Origin of the sequence: Vibrio hepatarius, from assembly GCF_043642085.1 — a bacterium.
Classification (GTDB): Bacteria; Pseudomonadota; Gammaproteobacteria; order Enterobacterales; family Vibrionaceae; genus Vibrio; species Vibrio hepatarius_C.
The window spans coordinates 165,661-181,363 of the sequence record NZ_JBHZSA010000002.1 but is presented as its reverse complement, the minus strand read 5'-3'; the positions used below and the strand labels follow the sequence as shown (position 1 = coordinate 181,363).

Annotated in this window: 16 protein-coding genes and 1 riboswitch; of the genes, 6 read left to right on the top strand and 10 right to left on the bottom strand. The window is 44.0% G+C overall.

Going from position 1 to position 15,703, the window contains the following annotated elements; all coding sequences use genetic code 11:
- Window positions 1-9: 9 nt before the first annotated feature.
- On the bottom strand, window positions 10-702 hold the full coding sequence (locus ACHUFZ_RS03970; RefSeq protein ID WP_394125985.1) for an iron-sulfur cluster assembly scaffold protein: 693 nt from the start codon (window positions 700-702) through the stop codon (window positions 10-12).
- A gap of 115 nt (window positions 703-817) precedes the next feature.
- Window positions 818-883, bottom strand: a riboswitch (Fluoride riboswitch).
- A gap of 202 nt (window positions 884-1,085) precedes the next feature.
- On the opposite strand from ACHUFZ_RS03970, the gene ACHUFZ_RS03965 reads away from it, so the two are divergent.
- The gene (locus ACHUFZ_RS03965; protein WP_394125984.1) at window positions 1,086-3,413 is read left to right on the top strand and encodes a bifunctional diguanylate cyclase/phosphodiesterase; all 2,328 of its coding nucleotides are present in this window, start codon (window positions 1,086-1,088) and stop codon (window positions 3,411-3,413) included.
- Between the two features lie 138 nt (window positions 3,414-3,551).
- Entirely contained in the window at window positions 3,552-3,866 is a 315-nt protein-coding gene (locus ACHUFZ_RS03960; RefSeq protein WP_134834603.1) for a hypothetical protein, read from the top strand.
- A 66-nt stretch (window positions 3,867-3,932) separates the two neighbouring features.
- On the opposite strand, the gene ACHUFZ_RS03955 is transcribed toward ACHUFZ_RS03960, so the two are convergent.
- Window positions 3,933-4,259, bottom strand: a complete 327-nt coding sequence (locus ACHUFZ_RS03955; protein WP_394125983.1) for a 4a-hydroxytetrahydrobiopterin dehydratase — start codon at window positions 4,257-4,259, stop codon at window positions 3,933-3,935.
- Window positions 4,252-5,043, bottom strand: coding sequence for a phenylalanine 4-monooxygenase (gene phhA / locus ACHUFZ_RS03950; protein WP_394125982.1), 792 nt, complete (start codon window positions 5,041-5,043; stop codon window positions 4,252-4,254). Before phhA ends, ACHUFZ_RS03955 begins: the two co-directional genes overlap by 8 nt.
- A gap of 225 nt (window positions 5,044-5,268) precedes the next feature.
- Here phhA and ACHUFZ_RS03945 point away from each other — a divergent pair, with 225 nt between their 5' ends.
- Window positions 5,269-7,260, top strand: a complete 1,992-nt coding sequence (locus ACHUFZ_RS03945) for an acetoacetate--CoA ligase (protein WP_394125981.1) — start codon at window positions 5,269-5,271, stop codon at window positions 7,258-7,260.
- Window positions 7,261-7,324: 64 nt separating this feature from the next.
- Here ACHUFZ_RS03945 and ACHUFZ_RS03940 read toward each other — a convergent pair whose 3' ends face one another.
- The gene (locus tag ACHUFZ_RS03940) at window positions 7,325-7,903 is read right to left on the bottom strand and encodes a class I SAM-dependent DNA methyltransferase (RefSeq protein WP_394125980.1); all 579 of its coding nucleotides are present in this window, start codon (window positions 7,901-7,903) and stop codon (window positions 7,325-7,327) included.
- A gap of 144 nt (window positions 7,904-8,047) precedes the next feature.
- Here ACHUFZ_RS03940 and ACHUFZ_RS03935 point away from each other — a divergent pair, with 144 nt between their 5' ends.
- The gene (locus tag ACHUFZ_RS03935; RefSeq protein WP_394125979.1) at window positions 8,048-8,926 is read left to right on the top strand and encodes a LysR family transcriptional regulator; all 879 of its coding nucleotides are present in this window, start codon (window positions 8,048-8,050) and stop codon (window positions 8,924-8,926) included.
- A 191-nt stretch (window positions 8,927-9,117) separates the two neighbouring features.
- Window positions 9,118-10,011 (top strand): cation diffusion facilitator family transporter, encoded by an 894-nt coding sequence (locus ACHUFZ_RS03930; RefSeq protein WP_394125978.1) that lies wholly within the window; start codon window positions 9,118-9,120, stop codon window positions 10,009-10,011.
- A gap of 78 nt (window positions 10,012-10,089) precedes the next feature.
- On the opposite strand, the gene ACHUFZ_RS03925 is transcribed toward ACHUFZ_RS03930, so the two are convergent.
- Together ACHUFZ_RS03925 and ACHUFZ_RS03920 are read right to left on the bottom strand one after the other, a co-directional pair.
- Window positions 10,090-10,554 (bottom strand): ASCH domain-containing protein, encoded by a 465-nt coding sequence (locus ACHUFZ_RS03925; protein WP_394125977.1) that lies wholly within the window; start codon window positions 10,552-10,554, stop codon window positions 10,090-10,092.
- 38 nt (window positions 10,555-10,592) lie between these two features.
- The gene (locus ACHUFZ_RS03920; RefSeq protein WP_394125976.1) at window positions 10,593-11,081 is read right to left on the bottom strand and encodes a DUF2059 domain-containing protein; all 489 of its coding nucleotides are present in this window, start codon (window positions 11,079-11,081) and stop codon (window positions 10,593-10,595) included.
- Between the two features lie 279 nt (window positions 11,082-11,360).
- On the opposite strand from ACHUFZ_RS03920, the gene ACHUFZ_RS03915 reads away from it, so the two are divergent.
- Window positions 11,361-12,323: an integron integrase gene (locus ACHUFZ_RS03915; RefSeq protein ID WP_394125975.1), complete on the top strand. Its 963-nt coding sequence runs from the start codon at window positions 11,361-11,363 to the stop codon at window positions 12,321-12,323.
- Between the two features lie 69 nt (window positions 12,324-12,392).
- Here ACHUFZ_RS03915 and rplT read toward each other — a convergent pair whose 3' ends face one another.
- The 4 genes from rplT to thrS all read right to left on the bottom strand — a co-directional run bounded on the left by rplT (window position 12,393) and on the right by thrS (window position 15,572).
- A complete protein-coding gene (gene rplT, locus ACHUFZ_RS03910; protein WP_004401084.1) occupies window positions 12,393-12,746 on the bottom strand; it encodes a 50S ribosomal protein L20 in 354 nt (117 codons plus the stop codon).
- A 41-nt stretch (window positions 12,747-12,787) separates the two neighbouring features.
- Window positions 12,788-12,982, bottom strand: a complete 195-nt coding sequence (gene rpmI, locus ACHUFZ_RS03905) for a 50S ribosomal protein L35 (RefSeq protein ID WP_004411425.1) — start codon at window positions 12,980-12,982, stop codon at window positions 12,788-12,790.
- Between the two features lie 106 nt (window positions 12,983-13,088).
- Complete coding sequence (infC, locus tag ACHUFZ_RS03900; protein WP_126572354.1) at window positions 13,089-13,640, bottom strand: translation initiation factor IF-3; 552 nt, start codon at window positions 13,638-13,640, stop codon at window positions 13,089-13,091.
- 3 nt (window positions 13,641-13,643) lie between these two features.
- On the bottom strand, window positions 13,644-15,572 hold the full coding sequence (gene thrS / locus ACHUFZ_RS03895) for a threonine--tRNA ligase (RefSeq protein ID WP_004411423.1): 1,929 nt from the start codon (window positions 15,570-15,572) through the stop codon (window positions 13,644-13,646).
- Between the last annotated feature and the right edge of the window lie 131 nt (window positions 15,573-15,703).

Genomic DNA, 15,703 nt, shown 5'->3' with positions numbered 1-15,703 from the left:
GACCTTCGATTAAGCGTGACGTGGATTAATAGTTTTAACAGCTTCATCAAAGCGACCATAATCCCCTGTCGCTCCCGCCATCGCCTGTTCCGGGCTCTCGCCGCTCTCAATACTTGCCATCATTTTGCCCAGATTAAGGTATTGGTAGCCAATCACTTCATCATGCTCATCAAGCGCTAATTTGGTCACATAACCTTCCGCTAATTCCATGTATCTCACCCCTTTCGCCAGTGTAGAATAGCTGGTTCCTACTTGACTGCGTTGAGTCTTACCAAGATCTTCAAGTGCCGCGCCAATTTCTAGCCCATCTTCAGAGAACGCCGATTGAGTGCGTCCATAAACAAACTGGAGGAAAATTTCACGCATTGCCACGTTGATGGCATCACACACAAGGTCGGTATTGAGTGCTTCTAGAATGGTTTTACCCGTCAATATCTCTGCTGCCATCGAAGCTGAATGCGTCATTCCAGAGCAGCCGATGGTTTCAATCAAAGCTTCTTCAATGATGCCTTGTTTTACATTGAGGGTTAACTTGGCCGCACCTTGTTGAGGCGCGCAGGCACCAACCCCGTGGCTTAGGCCAGAGATAGCAATCACGTCAGTGGGACGGATCATACGTCCTTCAACAGGAATAGGTGCGGATGGGTGCAAGTCCCCACGTTGAATTGGGCACATTGATTGAATTTCAGATGAATATTGCATGGCGTTTTCCTATGTAAGTAGGAAAACAAGCGAAGATCTGAAGGCGCAACTTCTCTACAGAAAACCAGCCATAGCAATGTGCTACGGTTAATCACCAACAGTCTTACCTGTTTTCGTTTCTGTAGGAGTCATCAGCCTGAAGTGGCGGTTAAGTAGGTGGAACCCCATCACCTTGGTTACTAGATTAGATCTACTTCACACTTTCGCGCAACACCTTCTTTAGAGCAAATTCACATAACTACGCCTTTCATTATATGTATTTCCGATAATGACCAATTCACAATCCTTTACATAACGACCATAAATAGCACTAATTATCATTTGCATTAATGTTATTCACAGTTATCATCTTAACAACTTTATGAACTTCTTTCTGTGTTGCTTTGAAACTTGCTCTGTCATTAAAAACCCTTGTATTGATATGGTTCATCGGCCTCTCATCTGCGGTCGCGAGCTATGTCACCGTCCATTATTACGAGACTCAGAAGCTCAATGGTTTACTCGACAACCAACTCAACAATCGAGTACAAACTTTATCTCAGTCACTCAAAGCAATAGAGACACTGCTCTACTCCACTCGCTCATTTCTCGCTAATGGCAACTCACCAACGCCACAGCAATTCGAATCCTACTTTTCCGATCAAGTCGGAATAAACACAATGGTTCATTCGCTGATGTGGGCGCCTAATATTGCTGCCGATAAGGTCTCTGAATTTGAGCGTAAAGCGCAACAGCAAGGTTTTTTAGGCTATCGCCTGAACCCGAAAATATCGACTAACAACGACCCTGTTTGGTTTTTGCAAAACTCAACCTTACCCATCTACTTTATTTCGTCATCCTTTGAAGGCTCTGACTACCTAGGATATCGGTTGGAAAGTAATCCCTCGATAGTCAGTGCCATGTCGCGCTCTATTAGTGGAAATCGCATTGGAGTAGTCGACTATGTTGAAGAAGGCCAACTGGGGGCTAGGCTACTTCTCCCTAAGTTTGGGCAAGATGGCGCTCTTGATGGATTTGTGGTCGCCAACATCATTTTGCACGAGCTACTTGGCGAAATTTGGCATACCGAGGTAAATTCTAGTCATACGGGTATCAGCGTATTTACTAAACCCAATGATATTAAAATCTTTGAATCGCACATAAACACTAAACTTGAAGACGACAGCTTTTCAACCCGCGTCGTATCCGCCAGCCGAACCGTACGAATTCCATTGTTTAATACCAAGTGGCAACTATCTATTTCGAAAACTGATCGTACAGGGAGTACTGCGCTATACGGTTTGACCTCTGTCTTCTTAATTTTGATGCTAACGGTTTCCGCTACCATTGCAGCTAACTTTTATGCCACACGCCTTAAAGTGTCCGATCAAGTAATTGAAGAAAAGACCCGCTCTCTCGCACTTCAAGCCGTAAGAGATAACCTGACTAATCTAAGCAATCGTACCGCCCTAAGCTCTGAAGTAGACAAACAGCTCTCATTGCTATCAAGCGGACAGAGCAAGGGCTTCTCAATCCTATTCATCGATCTCGATCGTTTCAAAGTAATCAATGATTCAATGGGCCACCTACACGGTGACAAGCTATTACAAAAAGTGGCCAATCGTTTAACTCAACACTGCCGCAGAAACGATATGAGCTTTCGATTTGGTGGAGATGAGTTCGTAATTTGCCTTCCGGGGCTGACGTCCAAGGATGCCCTCAGCGATATCTGTCAGCGTTACTCTAACGTCCTTAGCCAACCGTATAATATTGACGGCCAATCTTGCCACATAGGCACCAGTATTGGGATTTCAGTGGTTACTGACCCGACACAAACGCTGGCAAGCATCTTACGTGAAGCGGACACCGCCATGTACAAGGCTAAGACATCCACTCATGAGAAAGTGGTGTTCTTTCATGAGCAGATGTTCAATCAAGCGAAGAAACGCTTCACTCTAGAACAAGAATTAACTAACGCGCTCAACCTAAAACAGCTTTCTTTGGTCTACCAACCTATCTATTCCACCGTGGACGACCGCGTGGTTGGCTTTGAATCTCTCCTAAGATGGGTACACCCTGAGTTCGGTGCTATTTCTCCGGTTGATTTCGTCCCAATAGCCGAAGAGACAGGACTGGTGGTAAAAATTGGTGATTGGGTCGCGATGGAGTGTTGCAAAACACTGCAACGTTTATGGCTCACAAGGCAAGATGAATCGGTTCCAAGAATCAATATCAACGTTTCAGCCAAACAGTTTGAATCTGAGCATATTTATCACACTCTCTGCCGCTTACTGAGCGAATGTGACTTTCCTCCTCACCTAATCGGGATAGAAATTACCGAGTCAATGTTATTAAGCGATGGATGCAGTGCTCAACAGTTACAACGCATCAAAGATCTCGGCGTTGTCTTGTACTTGGATGATTTTGGTACGGGCTATTCTTCTCTATCCGTGCTCAACGACTACCCAGTTGACGTGATCAAAGTCGATCGTAGTTTTGTCAGCCGTATAGCAATGGGTCAAAGTAATGCAGACAGCTTATGCCAAGCAATCATCAATATGGCACACATCATTGATCTAGAGGTTGTCGCCGAAGGCGTTGAAACACCTGAACAGCTCGCGGTGCTTAGCCAACATAAATGCAACTATATCCAAGGCTACCTCAAGTCTAAGCCTCTCAGCGTATGTCGTCTTGAGAGCGTTCTCGATCAGCAAGCACAATTAACGGCGTAATCAAGTTCGAAAAATTCGAACATCTATAACTAATTTATATTGTTTTTCGTGATAACAATCACGCTTATGATTTATCTCAAGCGCAAAAGACGCAGTTTACAAAAATCGCATATAGCCAAATATTGAGAGGAATTCATTATGAGAACAGTACTAAAAGCCATCGCCCTTACCGCCCTAACTTCAACTATCGCATTTGCAATGCCGGCAAGTGACTACTCAATTCGAGTAAAAGCCGATCGTAACCACGCAGACGTTACGGTACTGAAAGACGGAGCTCCAGTCAGCGGCGTACCTGTTAAAGTAGTAGGTAATGGGACCAAAACGTATGTAACTGGCTCGAAAGGCACATTTATGGCCGCAAACTTATTCGACAATGGCCGTTCATTCACGTTCGAAGTAAAAGACGAAAATGGTCAGGTTATTCGTGAACAACGCTACCTTTCTTCATTCTAAATAATTGAACATGGATTAAAAAGCCTGAGTGAACTCAGGCTTTTTCTTTATCATTTTTTGACCGAATTAGATCTGATCACATTTTGCCGCACAGATAAAATCATTCTGATGTAGCCCTTTAATTGAATGGCTCCACCAAGTCACCGTTACCTTGCCCCATTCAAGCAAAATTGAAGGGTGATGAAACTCCGCTTCTGCCAGTTCAGATACTTGGTTTGCGAACGCCCAAGCTAACTTATAGTTTTTGAACTTATACACTTTTTCAAGCTGGGGAATGCCATCACGCTCTATCATTTGCCAATCATTCAACTCTGTCAGTAGCAATCTTCGTTCTTCTGCGCCTAGTGCTACCGCACTGCTGGTGCATGCTTCGCAGCGTAATTCATTAAGCATGTGTCACTTCCTTTGGTTCAAATAATGGGGGTAATAGTCCGGCTTTCATCGCCTGTTTTACATGAAACATCAAATCCATTTTACTGAGCTTATAAAGCTGTTCGATGTTATCTAATACAAAATATTCTGGTTGCATTATGTCAATGCGGTAAGGGGTTCTTAAAACAGTATGAATATCAAAGTCCACTCGTTGGGCTCGCATATCATCAAGCGCGTAAATCGTTTCACCCGGCGAAGACAGGATACCTCCACCATAGATCTTGGTAGCTCCGCCTTCTTTTACTAGTCCAAATTCAACTGTAAACCAGTAAAGACGCGCTAAGTAGACTCGCTCTTTATCACTCGCCTCACGCCCTAGCTCACCATAAGTCTGAGTAAACTCAGCAAATTCTGGATTGGTTAGCATCGCGCAATGGCCAAAGATTTCATGAAAGAAGTCGGGTTCTTGGAGGTAATCTAACTCCTCTCGCGTTCGAAGGAAGGTGGCAACAGGGAATTTTTTCTCAGCCAATAAACCAAAGAAACGATCAAAGTTAATCAACGCCGGTACTGGTTCAACCTGCCAACCAGTTTCAGCTTTTAAAACCTTATTTATATCAACCAATTGTGGAGCTTTATTAATCGGTAGGTTGAGCAAATCCAACCCCGACAAATACTCTTTGCAGGCTCTTTGTTTAACCAGTTTTAACTGGCGGGTAACTAAATCGTGCCATATTGCATCTTCTTCTGGGCTCCAATCTACTATCCCGTGTTCATTCACAGGTTTAGAGTGATACTGTGCCATACCTAGCTCCGTTAACAAATCTGTTACATTAAGCCTATCGCCATGCTTCTCCGGTGACAATTTAACCAAGCAACTCTATAGCACGCCTCCACTGTAACATTAATTTTACATTTGACAGCTTTTTGCTTATTTTTCAGTAAGCTGATGAATGCTCAGATGTTTGACTTTGGTCAGAAATTCATCAAAGCTTAATCCAGTTACGGAGAACATAAAGACGAGGATGTCATGTCTCAATCAGATGCACACTTGCCTTCCCCTATTTGGGTACCAAGCCCAGATCGGATCGAATCATCTAACCTCAGCCAATTCATTAAACACATTAATTTTCAGGGTGATAGCCTTGATAACTATGCAGAGCTTCAACGCTGGTCTGTCGAAAATAAGAAAGAATTCTGGCTCGAAGTATGGCAATTTTGCGATGTTATTGGTTACAAAGGGGATTGCATATTAGGCGAAGGATTAGCGAAATGGGGCACGTTCACACCGAGCAGAGACACTATTTGGTTTCCTCAATCCCAACTCAATTATGCGGAAAACCTTCTCGCTTATGCCTTTCAAGCACCTGAGGATATCGCCATTTGGTTTAAGAATGAACAAGGCGAAAGTCGTAAACTCACTTGGCAAGAGCTGTGTGACCAAGTATCCATTCTTCAACAATGGCTAAAACATAACGGCGTCGATAAAGGAGACGTCGTGGCGGGTTACTTACCTCACATGACCGAAACCGTCATTGCCATGCTCGCCACAACTAGCTTGGGTGCTATTTGGACATCAACCTCACCTGATTTTGGCGTTGAAAGTGTGACTGAACGTTTTGGCCAAGTGCAACCTAAAATACTGTTCTGCTGCAACGGCTACCAGTTCAATGGCAAAACTTTCCATCTTGAAGACAAAAACCGACAACTTGTTGAAGCCTTGCCAAGTATCATCAATACCTGTCAGATAGAATATTTAAAATCTGCACCTACTGAACATTGCTATAGTCGTGAGCCTTTTTCAGATTGGGAAGCGATTCTAGCCAGCTTCTTGCCTCGTGGGATTCGCTATCAGCGTATTAGCTTCAACGATCCGCTATTTGTTCTCTATTCTTCAGGTACAACGGGGAAACCTAAATGTATTGTTCACTCTGTAGGAGGTACGATTCTTAATCACCTAAAAGAACACCAACTCCATTGTGATATTCAGCCTAAAGATCGCGTGTTCTACTACACCACATGTGGTTGGATGATGTGGAACTGGCACGTTTCGACATTAGCAAGCGGCGCAACACTGGTGATTTTTGATGGTAGCCCGATGTACCCTAATCCGAACATTTTGTGGCAACTAGCCGAACAAGCGGAAGTGACTTTGTTTGGTACTTCGGCCAAGTATCTTGAAGCATTACAAAAAAGTAGTTTCAAGCCTTGTGACAGCTATGATCTCGCCTCCTTGCGAACCTTATGCTCGACTGGCTCTGTACTCTATCCGCAACAGTTTGATTTCGTTTATCACAACATCAAAGTTGACCTCCACTTAGCGTCAATTTCTGGAGGGACCGATATCTGTGGATGCTTTGTTCTAGGGAACCCTATTTCTCCCGTTTATAGAGGAGAGTGCCAAGGTGCAGCGTTAGGCATGGATGTCGCGGTGTTTAACGAATCCGGAGAACCGATTACCTCCCAACGCGGTGAACTCGTCTGTATGAACAGCTTCCCAAATCAACCACTTGGGTTCTGGCATGATGATGGGGAACGTTATCATAACGCCTACTGGAGTAAGTTTAACAATACTTGGCACCATGGCGACGATGTCGAGATTTCCTCAACAGGTGGTATGATTTTTTATGGCCGAAGCGACGCGACATTAAACCCTGGTGGTGTCCGTATCGGTACCGCCGAAATCTACCAGCAAGTCAATCAGATCCCTGCAGTGCAAGACTCTATTGCTGTATCGCGGCGTGTTGAAGGAGATGAAAAAGTGGTTCTGTTTGTCCAACTGGATCCAGACTACCAGCTTGATGAAGAGCTACAGAATCAGATCAAGCAAACTTTGCGCGCTCAGTGCTCGCCAAGGCATGTACCCGCTGAGATCTATGCGCTCAGTGAGATACCAAAGACCAAGTCCGGAAAGTTAGTTGAACTTGCCGTGAAGCAAGTCTTACATGGTGATGAGGTACAAAACAAAGGAGCGATTGCTAACCCTTGGGTCTTAGACGAGGTGGTGCTGTTCCAAGCTTAGAAAAGCAAAAATAAAAAAGCCCGAACACTCGATTCGGGCTTTAACAATTCACCAGTGATTGCGGTTATTTTTTCGCAACCGCCATCAATACTTTCAATGTTCCTTGCGGCGTTTCGACTTCAAACGGCGTCGTTACCACAACTTCTTCAAAACCGACGCTGGTCAATACTTGCTGTGCATGACCGATTGTCATACCACCGATTTCATCTTTGTCAGATAACCAATCCCAGTGGACGAAGTAACTACCCTCATCAATAAGGCTATAAACAATATCAGCGACATCTGAATAATTTGGTAGAAAACTGCATACAGAGGATGCAACCACAAGATCAAATTGCGCTCTAAAAGCAGGGTGCATTGCCACTAAGCCACGGCTTAGCATATCAACAACAGGCTCAACGTTCTCAAGCTCTTTATTGTCCAATTGCTCAATCATTGATTCAGAACTGTCTAGCGCAACAATGTCTTTCACTGCTGGCGACATGCGCTGGCTCAATAGGCCAGTTCCGCAACCGAAATCAAGGACATGCAACCCCGTCACATCTACAACACTTTTTAGCGATTCGAACGCTTTATCTGCATAGGTATTAGTAGAAGCTTCCGAATCCCAGTTTGCTGCGACGTCGTCCCAAGTGTTAGCCATCATGATCTCCCTGTAACTACATTCATTAGGCACAGGCCAAGAGTATCAAAACTGCATGAAATTCATAGCATTTCAATCGTGAAAACAGACAATCCACTAACTTTGATATAAGATCGATTTCAATCTAACCAAATTGAGCAACCGATGAACCTTTCGCAAATCGAAGCCTTTTGTACTGTCGCTGATACAGGCTCAGTCTCGGAAGCGGCACGTCAACTCGAATGTAACCGTACTAAGTTAAGCATGTCGATCAAAGCATTAGAGAAAGATCTTGATGTCGAACTCTTTGTACGTAGCGGAAACAATTTGGTCCTCTCTGAAGCTGGAAAGGCAATTTACAAAGATAGCCAGAACCTGTTGGTCACCGCCTCACGAATCAGACAGACATGTGCTCAAGTCTCTGGTGAGTTTAACGCCGAAGTATGGATTGCCCGTGATGACTCGTTACCTGACGAACTGTGGCAAGACCTTTCACACCGACTCAACAACCGCTTCCCTGCAACCGCGTTCAACATTGTGCTTGCCTCTAGTGGCGACCTGACTAACTTAGTCGCAACTTCTCAGGTCGACTTTGCGTTTGGTGTCGATTATGAACGTATTGACGATCCGCTTATCACCTTCCAGCCTCTTGGTAAGATTCGTCTGATGTCTGTGTGCCGCTCAATTAACCCACTTGCGCGCCTAAGACGTGTGTCAGACGATGAATTACGTAACGCGATGCAAGCCGTAATGGTTTATTTGAACGAAAAAGATAACCCTGAACTGCAGCCTTTCTCCCTCAGACATATTGGCTTCTCAAGCTTCGATTACATGCTCAATACTATTTTGGAAGAGGACGCTTGGGGCGTACTGCCAGAGCCCCTTATTCGTCATTTATTAAGAAGCCAGAAGCTTGCGGTAATCAAGCATACCTATGGCTTAACACAAGAAGATTACTGTATGTTTACTTCTGCAGGTATGACTGAGCACCCTGGTATGTCATGGCTTGCCGATAAGCTTAACGAGTATCTTTTTGATTTCTAAGATAAGTTTCTAATAGATTAAACATCAGTCAGCGTCATTTTTATTGACACTGAGATATCACCATATCCCATTGATTAATATAGAGTTATCCATAAAACTCAGTTTTTGCACTATCCATCAATCTAGATTTAGTTTGTATAATTCTCTGATTATGAGAAAACTATAAGGGTGTTTATAGAAGAGATACCTTTATGTGTGCTAGGACAAGCTTAAATGAAAAACGAATACTTACCTTCTCAGCGCTGTTAGCATCAGGCTTTGCGGGCGGTGGTTTAGTACTCGGTTTGCTTGTTGGCTCACTTGTTATTGTTTTCGATGGTGTCTACTCCCTAGTCAGTTTACTGTTAACTTTATTGTCACTGGCTGTCTCTCGATTTATTGAACGACCTTCTAAACGTCAATTTCCATTTGGTAAATCGGTTCTTGAACCTATCGTTATCGCTATCAAAGGCAGTGTCATTCTCGCGATTGTCGCTTATTCGCTTTACTCTGCAGTAACTTCTCTTTTTGCAGGAGGTCGTGAAGTCGATGTCGGTATCGCTACATTGTTTGGCGCAGTAAACGTTATCGGTTGTGGTTATGCTTGGTGGCATATCGCTAAGAAGTCTAAACGCTTTTCATCAGGTTTGATTGAAGCCGAAACGAAACAATGGCAGATGGATACCCTACTGAGTGTCGCAGTAACACTTGGCTTTATCGCAGCGTGGTTGATTACTCTTTCTCCATTGTCACAATATGCAGTTTATGCGGACCCAATGATGATGTTACTTATGTCGTTCTACTTCATTAAAGTCCCATATGAGATGTTGCGTGATGCGCTACGTGAACTTCTGATGATGAAGCCTAGCGCGACAATTTGTGACACCGTAGACGCAGAAGTGTCTGCCTTAGATAAGCAAGTAACACAAAACCTTGAAGTCGCGGGCGTTACTAAGGTAGGCCGAGAGCTGCGCGTAAAATTGGATGTTCATGCTCAAGGTAAACAGGTGCAAGTCGCTGAGCTAGAAAAGACGCGTAAGATATTGAAAGACAAACTTTCTAAATTGTCTCTCGACCTAAACCTGACAATGAATATTGCTAGCTAAGTAGACATACGAAAAATAGAAAAAAGGCTTGATGGACATCGAGCCTTTTTGCTTAGTTTATCATTGTGTCCCAGCAATCTAGGAGTAGACCACTTTAAAGCGCTCAAGCACTAACAGCATCTCTTCACTTGGTTCAATGTTGAGTTCTTCACATTCACGAGAAAAGAACTTCCAGTGAGCTTCACGCCACCACTCTAGGCTTTTTTCTCCTTCGCCCTCTGCTGCAGCGAACTCCGCCGTCACATCGCAGTACATAGCTGTGGAGACATCGGTAAGTTCAATAATACATACCGGATCTCCCTTCCAATTAAGTACAACCTGAAGGTGCCCTACCTCAGGCACAGGCTCACCTTCATGACTGTACCAATACTCCATACTACACGACGCCCGTTTTTCACCGCGTAATATCAGCTCTGCGCATAAGTTGGCATTGTATTCATCGGCACAAAAGTAGTCTGCACTGCAAGACGGACTATTGTTCGCTTTGTCTGCTGGCAGAGTATCTAGGTATTGTTGTAAAAACTGCTGACTTTTATCATCCATATCCAATCTACTGCTTTATCAAATGATTTATTGTCTAATTACTGTTCTGGAGAGTGCTTTTCAATAAATGGACCCAACTTCTCAAGCAGTTGCTGCTGTTTACGCTGCGCCTCTTCCATGCCGAATCGAGCGCCCAACTTCGCAAGCTCTGGTGACTTCTCTACCAGTTTCTGGCCTGCTGGCGTTAAGTAGAACTCTGTGATCGCTTTGATTTCATCATGGGTGAAAGTATCCGCATAAAGATCGGCGATCTGCGTGCTGATATAAAACTTGTCGAAATCGTTATTGAACCAATCACGATATATATCTTTTAGCTCTTCTGTTTCGGCTTGGTCGAGCTGAAGCTTAGCGGCTAGCTGGTGAATAACGGGAAGCATGGCTTCAAAGCCCCCCACCATTTGGTCTTCAATCTTCATCGCATCAAGTAGTTGCGCCACCGATTCTTTTTTAGTTTCTGCTGCCACGAGAGGGCCGTATGCAATGGTTGCGAACAAAACTAAAGCGAGTGCCTTTTTCACAGTTAACATCCTTAGTTGTTGTGATTATTCACCTCGACTTTTCATCGGGCGATAAGAAATAATTCATTGAAAAATCGTATAAAGTTTGCAAATGGTAACACTGTCACAATTGTATTCATATGGAACCGTACAGACATGCCTCACAGTTCAATCGGTAACTATCCATCACTTAGGATGAAACTGAGTGCGAGAGGACCAGTTATTGAAAACGTGCAGCGCTAGGCACTTGAATTCATTGAGCGCCCCAAACATGGTGACTAACTTACTTAGCCACATTAGGTCATCGCGATGAAGAATCAGTTTATATTGAGCATTAAAGAACACATGAGAGCGCGTCACTATGCGACTAAGACCATCGATGCTTATATTAACTGGATTAGTCGATTTGTTACGTTCCACCATATGACGCATCCTTCGAAGCTCGATGAGAAAAGTGTTGAAGAATTCCTAACACACCTCGCTCTCCACGATAAAGTGGCCGCGAAGACTCAAGCTCTTGCGCTAAACGCGATTAACTTTCTCTATCGCGATTTTTATCGGACTCCACTAGAAAACGATATGAAGTTTCAGAAGTCGCTACTCGATCGAAAACTTCCGGTGGTATTAACCAAGCACGAGACTCGACAGTTCCTTAAACACATCGACCCAAGGTACAAGCTCCACATTATGCTTTTGTACGGCTCTGGACTGCGTGTGATGGAGGCAGTTCGGCTACGAGTACACGATATAGATTACGATTATTCAGCAGTGCGAATTTGGCAAGGAAAAGGCGGCAAGAACCGAGTTGTTACGTTGGCAAAAGAGTTAGTCCCAATGCTCAAAGAGCAACAAGCTTTGGCACAGCGCTATTACAAAAAAGATATGAATACACCAGGATACGCTGGCGTTTGGCTTAACCAATCATTGCAGAAGAAATATCAAGGGGCAGAGCTTGAGTTCAAGTGGCACTACTTATTTCCCTCAAACAAGCTATCGACAGATCCAGAGACAGGTTTAGTGCGACGCCACCACATCAACGCAGTGGCACTTCAGCGCGCTGTTAAACGTTCGGCTAAAGAAGCGGGCATTGATAAACATGTCACCTGCCACACCCTAAGACATAGCTTCGCAACACATTTATTAGAATCAGGTGCAGATATCAGAACCGTACAAGAGCAGCTAGGACACAGCGACGTGCGTACTACGCAGATTTATACTCATGTATTAGAAAGGGGGGCTAGCGGCGTTAAAAGCCCGCTATCGAGCTTATAGAGAGATATTTCAGATATAAAAAAGGAGAGCCGAAGCTCTCCTTTCCTTAATCCTAATCACTAACTCTAATTAAAGAGCAGCTTTCGCTTTTTCAACTAGAACTGCGAATGCAGCTTTGTCGAATACCGCGATGTCAGCAAGGATCTTACGGTCGATCTCGATAGATGCTTTCTTAAGACCGTTGATGAAACGGCTGTAAGATAGACCATTCTGACGAGATGCAGCGTTGATACGTGCAATCCATAGTTGACGGAATTGACGTTTCTTGTTGCGACGGTCACGGTAAGCGTATTGACCAGCTTTAGTAACTGCTTGGAAAGCTACGCGGTAAACACGTGAACGTGCACCGTAGTAACCTTTAGCTTGTTTTAGAACTTTCTTATGACGTGCACGAGCTTGTACACCACGTTTTACGCGAGGCATTATGCTTCTCCTAAACTAAACGATTGATAAACTAAAAAGAATTATGCGTATGGTAGCATACGAGCAACTGCAGCCACTTCACACTTAGGAAGGATTGCATTTGGACGAAGCTGACGCTTGTTCTTAGTAGTACGCTTAGTCAGGATGTGACGTTTAGTAGCGTGCTTAAACTTAATACCACCAGCAGTTTTCTTAAAACGCTTAGCAGCACCTTTGTTGGTTTTCATCTTAGGCATGATGAATAACTCCGCATTGTTGAGTTGTATTAAACAATAGTAATTAGGGCGAACAAAACTCAGCCACCTTACGGCAGCTGAGTTTTATTACTTGCAAAGCCGTTAATTACTTCTTTTTAGGGGCAAGAACCATGATCATCTGACGACCTTCGATCTTCTTAGGGAAAGATTCCACTACTGCTAATTCAACAGTGTCTTCCTTAAGACGATTTAGAACGTCGACACCGATCTCTTGGTGTGCCATTTCTCGGCCACGGAAGCGAATTGTTACCTTCACTTTGTTGCCTTCTTCAAGGAAACGCGTCAGGTTGCGTAGTTTTACCTGATAGTCTCCAATATCAGTTCCAGGACGGAATTTTACTTCCTTAATCTGAACCTGCTTTTGCTTCTTCTTCTGCTCTTTAGCAGACTTGCTCTTCTCAAAGAGGAATTTACCGTAGTCCATTACACGACATACTGGTGGCTCAGCGTTTGGACTGATTTCTACCAGATCCATACCTGCTTCTTCAGCTGCTGCTACCGCTTCTTGAATTGAAACAACACCAACTGATTCACCATCAGCGCCAGTTAAACGAACTTCACGAACGCCACGAATTTCACCGTTTAAACGATGAGCATTTTGTTTGGCCGGTACTTGGCCGCGTCTTCCGCCTTTAATAGTTTATTCCTCCAGATTGAGCTTACGGCTTGAAATCTCGTCTTGGATGTATGAAATAAAGTCATCCACTTTAAACTTGCCGAGATCTTTGCCTTTACGAGTACGTACTGCAATTTCGCCAGCTTCCATTTCTTGGTCGCCACAAACAAGCATAAACGGTACACGCTTCAAAGTGTGTTCGCGGATTTTAAAGCCAATCTTCTCATTTCTCAAGTCCGCTTTAGCTCTAATTCCACATTTTTGTAGTTTTTGTGCCACTTCCTGAACATAATCTGACTGTTTATCAGTAATGTTCATGATTACAGCCTGTTCTGGCGATAACCAAGTTGGGAAGAAGCCATAGTATTCTTCAATCAAAATACCAATGAAACGCTCTAGTGAACCTAGAATCGCACGGTGAATCATAACTGGCGTTTGACGCTCGTTATTTTCATCAACGTAGGTTGCACCTAAACGGCCTGGCAAGTTGAAATCCAGCTGTACTGTACCACATTGCCATGCACGATCTAAACAGTCATGAAGAGTAAATTCAATCTTCGGACCGTAGAACGCACCTTCGCCTTCTTGAATTTCGTATGCGATATCCATCGCTTCAAGAGACTGCTTAAGCGCTTCTTCAGATTGATCCCAGATCTCATCTGAACCAACACGCTTTTCAGGACGCGTAGACAGTTTAACAACGATATTGTCGAAACCAAATGTTTGGTACGTATCGTACACCATCTTGATACAGCTAGTCACTTCTTCTTGAATCTGACTTTCAGTACAGAAGATATGAGCATCATCTTGAGTGAAACCACGTACACGCATAATGCCGTGTAGTGCACCAGATGGCTCGTTACGGTGACATGAACCAAACTCTGCCATACGCAGTGGTAGATCACGGTAAGATTTTAGACCTTGGTTAAAGATCTGTACGTGACCTGGACAGTTCATTGGCTTAAGCGCGTATTCACGGTTCTCTGAAGAAGTCGTAAACATTGCTTCTGCATACTTGTCCCAGTGACCAGAACGTTCCCAAAGAACGCGGTCCATTATAAGTGGACCTTTTACTTCTTGGTAGCCGTACTCTGTCAGTTTTTCGCGAACAAATACTTCTAGGTCACGGAAAATAGACCAACCATTGTGATGCCAGAACACCATACCCGGTGCTTCTTGCTGCATGTGGAATAGGTCTAGTTGCTTACCAATCTTACGGTGGTCACGCTTCGCCGCTTCTTCTAGGCGAGTTAGGTGTGCTTTAAGCGCTTTTTTGTCATGGAATGCAGTACCGTAGATACGTTGAAGCATCTTGTTGTCACTGTTACCACGCCAGTATGCACCGGCTACGTTCAGTAGCGTAAAGTGCTGACAGAAACCCATATGTGGTACGTGAGGGCCACGACACATATCGATGTATTCTTCATGATGGTATAGGCCCGGACGATCATCACGAGAGACGTTTTCGTCCAAGATTTCCATCTTGTATGTTTCACCGCGAGCTTCAAATGCATCGCGTGCTTCCTGCCAGCTTACCTTTTTCTTGATAACTTGGTATTTAGTCTTAGCAAGCTCTTTCATACGCTTTTCGATCTTCTCTAGATCTTCTTGCGTTAAAGAGTACTCAAGATCGATATCGTAGTAGAAACCGTTATCGATAGTTGGACCGATCGCCATTTTTGCTTCAGGGTAAAGCTGCTTGATCGCGTGACCTAGCAGGTGAGCACATGAGTGACGAACGATTTCTAGACCATCTACTTCATCTTTTACTGTGATGATTTCAAGGCTTGCATCTTGTTCAATAAGATCACATGCATCAACACGGTTGCCATCTACACGACCAGCGATGGTTGCTTTCGCAAGACCAGGACCGATAGATTGAGCAACATCAAGAGTAGAAACTGGGTTGTCGAACTGACGCTGACTGCCGTCAGGAAGAGTAATAATAGGCATTAAAATATCCTTTACAGTGGTGTTGCACACCAAGCAACACATGCAATTTAAAACGAGTCCTTAATGAGAATTCAAAGATTAAAGACGAGAGTTCGTGTCCTTTTCTGCGCAAATACGGATGCACAACTCAG

What these genes read in the sequence shown, in the direction of transcription:
- ACHUFZ_RS03915 (WP_394125975.1), top strand. Translation starts at nt 11,361, where the DNA reads ATGAAGAATCAGTTTATATTGAGCATTAAAGAACACATGAGAGCGCGT.
- ACHUFZ_RS03955 (WP_394125983.1), bottom strand. Translation starts at nt 4,259, where the DNA reads ATGCTTAATGAATTACGCTGCGAAGCATGCACCAGCAGTGCGGTAGCA.
- ACHUFZ_RS03970 (WP_394125985.1), bottom strand. Translation starts at nt 702, where the DNA reads ATGCAATATTCATCTGAAATTCAATCAATGTGCCCAATTCAACGTGGG.
- ACHUFZ_RS03925 (WP_394125977.1), bottom strand. Translation starts at nt 10,554, where the DNA reads ATGGATGATAAAAGTCAGCAGTTTTTACAACAATACCTAGATACTCTG.
- rplT (WP_004401084.1), bottom strand. Translation starts at nt 12,746, where the DNA reads ATGCCTCGCGTAAAACGTGGTGTACAAGCTCGTGCACGTCATAAGAAA.
- ACHUFZ_RS03960 (WP_134834603.1), top strand. Translation starts at nt 3,552, where the DNA reads ATGAGAACAGTACTAAAAGCCATCGCCCTTACCGCCCTAACTTCAACT.
- ACHUFZ_RS03940 (WP_394125980.1), bottom strand. Translation starts at nt 7,903, where the DNA reads ATGGCTAACACTTGGGACGACGTCGCAGCAAACTGGGATTCGGAAGCT.
- ACHUFZ_RS03920 (WP_394125976.1), bottom strand. Translation starts at nt 11,081, where the DNA reads ATGTTAACTGTGAAAAAGGCACTCGCTTTAGTTTTGTTCGCAACCATT.
- ACHUFZ_RS03935 (WP_394125979.1), top strand. Translation starts at nt 8,048, where the DNA reads ATGAACCTTTCGCAAATCGAAGCCTTTTGTACTGTCGCTGATACAGGC.
- thrS (WP_004411423.1), bottom strand. Translation starts at nt 15,572, where the DNA reads ATGCCTATTATTACTCTTCCTGACGGCAGTCAGCGTCAGTTCGACAAC.
- ACHUFZ_RS03930 (WP_394125978.1), top strand. Translation starts at nt 9,118, where the DNA reads ATGTGTGCTAGGACAAGCTTAAATGAAAAACGAATACTTACCTTCTCA.
- ACHUFZ_RS03945 (WP_394125981.1), top strand. Translation starts at nt 5,269, where the DNA reads ATGTCTCAATCAGATGCACACTTGCCTTCCCCTATTTGGGTACCAAGC.
- rpmI (WP_004411425.1), bottom strand. Translation starts at nt 12,982, where the DNA reads ATGCCTAAGATGAAAACCAACAAAGGTGCTGCTAAGCGTTTTAAGAAA.
- phhA (WP_394125982.1), bottom strand. Translation starts at nt 5,043, where the DNA reads ATGGCACAGTATCACTCTAAACCTGTGAATGAACACGGGATAGTAGAT.